This is a genomic window from Pseudomonas sp. BCA17 (genome assembly GCF_004519405.1).
GTDB lineage: Bacteria > Pseudomonadota > Gammaproteobacteria > Pseudomonadales > Pseudomonadaceae > Aquipseudomonas.
This window is the reverse complement of sequence record NZ_SGWI01000017.1, coordinates 1-8,170: the sequence shown is the minus strand read 5'-3', so window position 1 is coordinate 8,170 and position 8,170 is coordinate 1. Positions and strand designations below refer to the sequence as shown.

Below are 8,170 nucleotides of genomic sequence, written 5' to 3'. Positions count from 1 at the left end.
GTGCATCATCGGTGCCTGGCGGATATCCATGCGATGGCGGCCGAGGCTGAAGTGCTCACGCAGTTGCGCCAGCACATCACCGGCTTGCGGGATGAGTTCGTCCACCGCCAGCGGCGCCTCGCGCCAGACCACTTGCACCGGCGCGTCCAGTTGTTCCCAGAACAGCCCGGTACGCAGGATGTCATGGCGGCCGATCACGTGTTGCAGGGCCTGGGCGAACCGGTCCAGGCGCTGGCGGCTGTCGAACGCGAACAGTGCATGTTGCTGGTACGGGTCGCCGTGTTCGGCACTGATGTGGTGATACAACAGGCCTTCCTGCAGCGGTGCCAAGGCATAGATGTCCTGCACGTTGGCCACGCCGCCCGGCACACTGGCGACGATCCGGTCGATACTCGGCTGATCCAGCGTGGCCAGGGGCAGCAGCTCCGGGGTGATCTGCGTGCAACCGACGTCGATGCGATTGGCCGGTACCGCCACTTCGTTGCCGCCACCCACCGCCGCCGCCAGCGCCGCCAGCGTCGGCTGGCTGAACAGCACGCGCACATCCGCCTGCAGGCCCGCCTGGCGCATGCGTTCCACCAGGCCCACGGCCAGCAACGAATGCCCGCCCAGCTCGAAGAAGTTGTCGTGACGGCCCACCTGTTCCAGTTTGAGCACGTCCGCCCAGATCTGCGCGAGGGTGGTTTCCACTTCGCCCTGCGGGGCTTCATAGCCTCGGCTGAGCATCGCGTCCTGGTCCGGTTCCGGCAAAGCCTTGCGGTCGAGCTTACCGTTAGCGGTCAGCGGCATATGGTCCAGGCGCACATAGGCGGCCGGCACCATGTACTCCGGCAAGCACGCCAGCAAACCGCTGCGCAAGGCGTCGATATCCAGCGCCGGCTGTTGCGTGCCGCGCTCGGTGAAGTAGGCCACCAGGCGCCCTTCACGGGCCAGCACCACGGCTTCGCGGACACCGGCCTGTTCGCTCAGGCGGGTTTCGATTTCACCCAGCTCGATACGCACACCACGGATTTTCACCTGGTCATCGTTACGGCCCAGGTAATCGAGCGTACCGTCCTCCAGCCAACGCGCGAGGTCGCCGGTGCGATACATCCGCGCCTGCGGATCCTCGCTGAACGGGTCTTTGAGGAAGCGTTCGGCGGTCATTTGTGCACGGTTCAAATAACCCCGCGCCACCCCGGCACCCGCCACGTACAACTCACCCGCGACCCCCAGGGGGACCGGCTGCTGGTATTCATCGAGCAGATAGACCTGGGCATTGCTCACCGGCTTGCCGATATGCAGCACCTGCCCGGCTTCAACGCGCCCGGAGGTCGCCACCACCGTGGCTTCGGTCGGGCCGTAGTTGTTGATCAGGTTGAAACGCTGCGGCTTGTTGAACTGGCGCAGGCGGTCGCCGCCGATCAACAGGGTCTTGAGCGTCGGGTGTTGCAGGTCTTGACTGATGGCGTATTCGGCCACCGGCGTCGGCAGGAAGCTGACATCCAGCGGCTGGGCCAACCACCACTGCAGCAGCGCGTCGATGTCTTCACTGCCGTCATGGGCCGGCGGCATATACAGGGTCGCCCCCACGCACAGGGCCGGCCAGACTTCCCAGGCCATGGCGTCGAAACCAAACCCGGCGACGCTCGACGTCTTGCTGCCGTGGCCCAGTTCAAACGTATCGCAGTGCCAGCTCACCAGGTTTTCCAAGGTGCGATGCTCCACCATCACGCCCTTGGGCAGACCGGTGGAACCGGAGGTGTAAATCACATAGGCCAAGTGTGCCGGGGTCAGGCTCGCGACCTGGGGGTTGTTGTCACGGGCAGCGCCCTGCAGCCGGCGACTGTCGAGTTCCAGCACCGGCACTTGCAGAGTCGGTAAACGCTGGGCCAGGCCCGGCTGCACCAGCACGGCAACCGGGGCGCTGTCTTCGAGCAAGTAACGGATGCGGTCCAGCGGATGCGCCGGATCGATCGGCACGTAGCCTGCGCCGGCCTTGAGAATGGCGACCAGGCCCACCAGCATTTCCAGGCTGCGTTGCGCACAGATCGCCACGCGATCGTCGGGTTGCACCCCGAGCTCGATCAACCGGTGGGCGAGTCGGTTGGCTTGGCGGTTCAGTTCGACGTAGGTCAGGCTTTGGCCCTGGTACACCGCCGCCAGCGTATGCGGGTACAACTCGACCTGCTGCTCGAAGCGCTGGTGAATGGTCAGGCCGTGGGGGTAGTCGACACGGGTGGCGTTGAAGCCTTCGATCAACTGCCGACGAGCCTCGGCGGGCAGCACCGACAGACTGTTCATCGCGGTGTGCGGTGCGTGCTCCAGTGCCTCGACCAGTTGCTCGACGACCCGGTTCACGTACTCGCAGAGGCGTTGCGCGCCAATCGATGCCAGTGCCAGCGCGCTCAGGCTGAAAGCCTCGCCTAAATCGTTGACGCTCAAGGTCAGTGGGTAGTTGGAGCGCTCTCGCGCCTGCAAAAACTCCATGCCTTGCCACGCACGAAGCGACGCCTCTGTGATTTGAGCAGCGTTGTCCGGCGTATGACGGTAGTTGAACAACGCACTGAACAACGGCATCGATTGCGGCACCCCGCTGCAACGCTGCACCTGGGCCAGAGAGGCCAGCTCATGGGCAAGCAGACCCGACAGACGCACATGGGTGGCCTTGACGGCCTCCTGCACGCCTTGGCCGCAGATATCGACGCGCAGCGGCAAAGTATTGATAAACATGCCCACCGCCCGGTCGGCGCCCTCACCGCCCTGCAAGCGCCCCATCATCACCGTGCCGAACACCACCCGCTCAGTGCTGGAAACCACGCCCAGCACCCGTGCCCAGGCCAGATGGAACAGGCTGGCCGGGCTGACGCCATTCTGGCGGGTCACCGCGCGCAAGCGTCGGCTCAGGTCGGCATCCAGGGCCAGGTCGACCTCGTCGATATCGTAGCCGTCATCGCGCACGTCCTGCTGTGCGAACGGCAGGGTCGGCTCCTCGATATCTCCCAGCATGTCGCGGAAGAAGGTCTCGTGTTCCTGCTCGCGACTCGCCAGGCGCGTCTGCACCACGTAATTGCGGTAAGGCACCGAGGCGATCAATTCATCGCCCTTGCCGAGCAGGAACGCCTCCAACTCCCGCCACACTACGTCCATGGCCATGTGGTCCATGACCATATGATGGAACAGCAGCGTGGCGACGATGCGCTGGCCTGCCTCATCGTCGGCGTACACCAGTTGCATCAGTGGCGCCTGGGTCAGGTTCAAACGATGGCGGCGCGGGTCAACGTGCGCCGCCAGTTGCGCGGCGATATCGCCACCGCGCGGATCGAACTGTACCGCCCGGGTGATCAACCGCGCCTGGCGCCAGACCACCTGCACCGGCTGTTCCAGGCCCTCCCAGACAAACCCGGTACGCAGCACATCGTGGCGGTCGATGACCTGTTGCAAGGCTTCGGCAAACTGCTGCAGGCGCGCAAGATCGGCAAACGCGAACTGTCCCTGCTGCACGTACAGGTCGCCCTGCTCGGCGCTGATGTGGTGGTAAAGAATGCCTTCCTGCAGCGGTGCCAGCGGGTAGATATCCTGCACGTTGGCCGCGCCGCCTGCGACCGTGGCGACGATACGGTCGATGCTTGGCTGATCCAGGATCAGCAGCGGCAGCAAGTCCGGCGTAATGTGCGTGCACCCGGCCGGGATGATGTTGGCCGGCACCTGGATCTCGCGCCCGCTGCCCACGGCAGCGGCGAGCGCCGCCAGGGTCGGCTGGTTGAACAAGACGCGCACGTCGGCGTTGAGGCCGGCCTGGCGCATGCGTCCGATCAGGCCGACGGCGAGCAACGAATGCCCGCCCAACTCGAAGAAGTGATCGTGGCGACCGACCTTTTCCACCTTGAGCACATCGGCCCAGATCTGCGCCAGCAGGGTTTCGACCGCCCCGCTCGGTGCCTCATAACCTCGCGCAATCACGGCCTCCATGCCCGGTTCCGGCAGCGCCTTGCTGTCCAGCTTGCCGTTGGGGCTCAGCGGCAGCGCCTCCAGCACCACATAGGCCTGCGGCACCATGTAGGTCGGCACATACTGCTGCACATGCTCGCGCAGGGCTTCGATATCGATGTCCGACTGCGCCTCGCGCCGCGTGCAATACGCCACCAGGCGCTCATCGCGCACCAGCACGACGGCCTCCTGGACAGCGACATGCGCCGCCAGGTGGGCTTCGATTTCACCCAGTTCGATACGCAAGCCACGCAACTTGACCTGATCGTCATTGCGCCTTACGTACTCCAAGTTTCCGTCGGCGAGGTAACGCACCAGGTCGCCGGTTTTGTACAGGCGCCCATTGCCGCTGAACGGGTCCGCCAGGAAGCGCTCGGCCGTCAAATCATCGCGGCCCAGGTACCCACGCGCCACACCGGCGCCGCCGATGTACAACTCGCCCACCACACCCAGCGCCACCGGCTCAAGGCGTGCATCGAGCACATAGGCGCGGGCATTGGCGATGGGCTTGCCGATCGGCACCGACTCGACCGGCGCGCTGCCGTCGCAGGTCCACGACGTGCTGTCGATGGTGGCTTCGGTCGGACCATACAGGTTGACGATGCCGTGGCTGGTCAGCGCCCGCGCCTGCATCGCCAGTTGAGGGTCCAGCACTTCACCGCCGCTGAACAGGTAACGGCACCGCACGCCGCTGTCCGGCAGTTGCACCAGCAGTCGCAGCAGGCTCGGCACAAACTGCGCGACGCTGACCTGGTGCTCCACCAGGGTCTGCGCCATTTGCTCGACATCCCTCGAAGCGTGTGCCGGCAACAGCACCAGCCGCGCGCCAATCGCCAACGGCGTCCAGATTTCCCAGACGGAGGCGTCGAAAGCCACCGAGGTGCGCTGCAAGATCCGCTCGTTGGCATCAAAACCAAACGCGCGGGTCTGCCAGGTGATGTGGTTGACCAGCGAACCATGCTCCACCATTACCCCTTTGGGGCGGCCGGTGGAGCCGGAGGTAAAGATTACGTAGGCCAGGTCATTCGGCCCGGCCACCGCGGCCGGGTTGTGACGTGGCTGCGCGTCCAACGAGGCATCGTCCAGGTCAATCAGTGCGAGACCGGAATCCTCCAGCACCATACGGGTAGCCGCGTGGACCAGCACCGCCAGCGGCTGGCTGTCTTGCAGCGCCAGCGCTAGGCGCTGCGCCGGGTACTCGGGGTCGAGCGGCACGTAAGCGGCCCCCGACTTGAGGATCCCCAGCAGCCCGACAATCATCGCCAGGCTGCGCTCCATGCACAGGGCTACGCGCGCATCGGCCTGCACCCCAAGGCTGCGCAGGTGATGCGCGACCTGGTTGGCCTGCTCGTTCAGTTGACGATAGCTCAACACCTGCTCACCCAGCACCACCGCGATGGTGTGCGGGGTATGCAAGGCGTGCGCCTCGATCATCTGCACCACGGTCAGGTCCCGTGGGTAATCCGCGTCGGTGGCGTTGAAATCCGCGAGCAACTGGCGGGTCTGCGCCGGCGAGAGGATCGACAGGTGCTCCAACGCCCGTTGTGGCGAGTGCTCCAGAGCATCGACCAGTTGTTCAAGCAGGGTCACGAGGTAGCCGCAGATCAGGTGCGGATCGACCGATGCAACCGTCAGCGCATCCAGGCTGAAGTCTTCGCCCAGGTCGTTGACGCTCAAGCTGACCGGGTAGTTGGTGCGTTCCTCGGCAGTCAGGAAGCGCATGCCGTGCCATGCCTGCTCAATCTCGGCCGTCAGGCCGGTATGGGCAGCCGGGGTATGGCGATAGTTGAGCAGCGCACTGAACAGCGGGGTCGACTGCGCAACCCCACTGCAACGTTGCACCAGGGCCAGCGACGCATGTTCATGCCCCAACAGGCCAGTCAGGCGTGCATGGGCGGCCTTGACGGCGGCCTGCACCCCCAACCCTTCGATATCGACCCGCAATGGCAGGGTGTTGATAAACATGCCCAGCGACCGGTCGGCGCCGTCCCCGCCCTGCATGCGGCCCATCAGGACGGTACCGAACACCACCTGCCGCGAGTCGGACACGCTGCTCAGCACCTTCGCCCACGCCAGATGGAACACACTGGCGGCACTGACGCCCAGCAGCCGCGCCCGCGCCCTCAGGCGCCGGCTCAAATCGCTGTCCAGGGCCACCGAAGCCTCACGGATGGCATGGCCTTCGCCTTGCACGTCCTGCAAACCGAACGGCAAGGTCGGTTCATCGATATCGCCGAGCATGTCGCGGAAGAACGCCTCGTGTTCCTGCTCACTGAGCCCCAGGCGTACCTGAGCCAGATAGTTGCGGTACGGGATCGGCGCCGCCAATGGCTCGCGCCCCCCCAGCAGGCTGGCCTGCATTTCCTGGCTGACCACCTCCAGGGCCGTATGGTCCAGCGCCAAGTGATGGAACAACAGAATCGCCACAATCCGCTGGTTGGCGCGGTCTTCGGCGTACACCAGACGAACCAGCGGCGCCTGGCTGACATCCAGGCGGTAATGCCGGGCATCAAAACGCTCATGCAGTTGGCCAAGAATATCGCCATCGACCGGGTCAAGGTGCACCGCCTGTACCGGCAACTCGGCTTTGCGCCAGACCACCTGGGCCGGAATGGCCAGCTCTTCCCAGACCACGCCGGTGCGCAGGATGTCATGGCGCTCGATCACCGTCTGCAATGCCTGGGCAAACGCCTGCAGACGCTCGATATCGTCGAACTCCAGCTGCGACTGCAGCAAGTACGGATCGCCCTGCTCCGCTGCGATGTGGTGGTACAGGATGCCTTCCTGCAACGGTGCCAGGGCGTAGATGTCCTGCACGTTGGCCACACCGCCCGGCACGCTGGCGACGATCCGGTCGATCGCCGCCTGGTCCAGGTTCGCCAGGGGCAGCAGGTCCGGAGTGATGCGCACGCAGTCAGGCGTAATCAGGTTGGCCGGTACGGCCACTTCACGCCCACTGCCCACCGCAGCCGCCAGCGCTGCCAGGGTCGGCTGGCTGAACAGCACGCGCACGTCGGCGCTGAGGTCGGCGCGGCGCATGCGTTCGATCAGGTTGACCGCCATCAGCGAATGGCCGCCCAGTTCGAAGAAGTTATCATGGCGACCGACCTGCTCGACCTTGAGCACATCCGCCCAGATCTGCGCCAGCACGGTTTCCACTTCACCTTGTGGCGCTTCGTAGCCACGGCTCAGCAGTGCGTCCTGATCCGGCGCGGGCAAGGCTTTGCGGTCGACCTTACCGTTGTTGGTCAGCGGCAGGTTGTCCAGCCACACGTAAGCGGCCGGCACCATGTACTCCGGCAACTGCGCTTGCAGATGGTCACGCAATGATTGGATGTCGACGTTTTCACGCTCGGTGAAGTACGCCACCAGGCGCTTGTGCCCCGGTTCGTCTTCACGGGCGAGAACCACCGCGTCCTTGACCTGCGGGTGCTCGCCCAGGCGGGTTTCGATCTCGCCCAGTTCGATGCGGAAACCGCGAATTTTCACTTGCTGGTCGTTACGTCCCTGGTACTGCAAGGTGCCGTCGGCACGCCACGCCACCAGGTCGCCGGTGCGGTACATCAGCGCCCCTTCGTTGAACGGGTCGGTGAGGAATTTCTCTGCCGTCAGGTCTTCTCGGTTCAGATAGCCCAAGGCAACACCTTGACCACCGATGTACAACTCGCCGGTGACACCGACCGGCACTGGTTGCTGACGTGCGTCCAACACGTAGGCACGGCTGTTGCCCACCGGACGGCCGATTGGAATGCTGCCTTCGTCCGCCCGGGTGATCTCATGGGTGGTCGAGAACGTCGTCGCCTCAGTCGGGCCGTAGCCGTTAAGCAGGTGCTGGGGTGCACCGTCCTTAAGGACTCTGGCGATCACGCTCGGATCAAGTACATCGCCGCCGACGATCAGGTAACGCAGCTGAGGGAACACCGGTAGTAGCCCTTCGGCGTATTGATGGAACAACCCAGCGGTCATCCACAACACACTGACGGCTTGCTCCTGCAACAACTCGGCAAAATCGGCCTGGGACAGCAACGTATCCTGATCGACCACCACCACTGCGCCGCCGTTGAGTAACGGCGCCCATACGTCCAGGGTGCTGGCGTCAAACGCCGGGTTCGAAGCAAACGCCACGCGGTCGTGCTGATTGAAATCGGCATAGCCGTTGTTGATCACCAGGCGCGTGATTGCCCGATGCGGCACCAACACG

Annotated in this window: 1 protein-coding gene; it reads right to left on the bottom strand. The window is 64.7% G+C overall.

Annotation, left to right across the window (positions count from 1 at the left end):
• Positions 1-8,170 (bottom strand): non-ribosomal peptide synthetase (locus EXW71_RS28595; protein WP_134661350.1); only part of this gene is annotated, 8,170 nt, incomplete at both ends.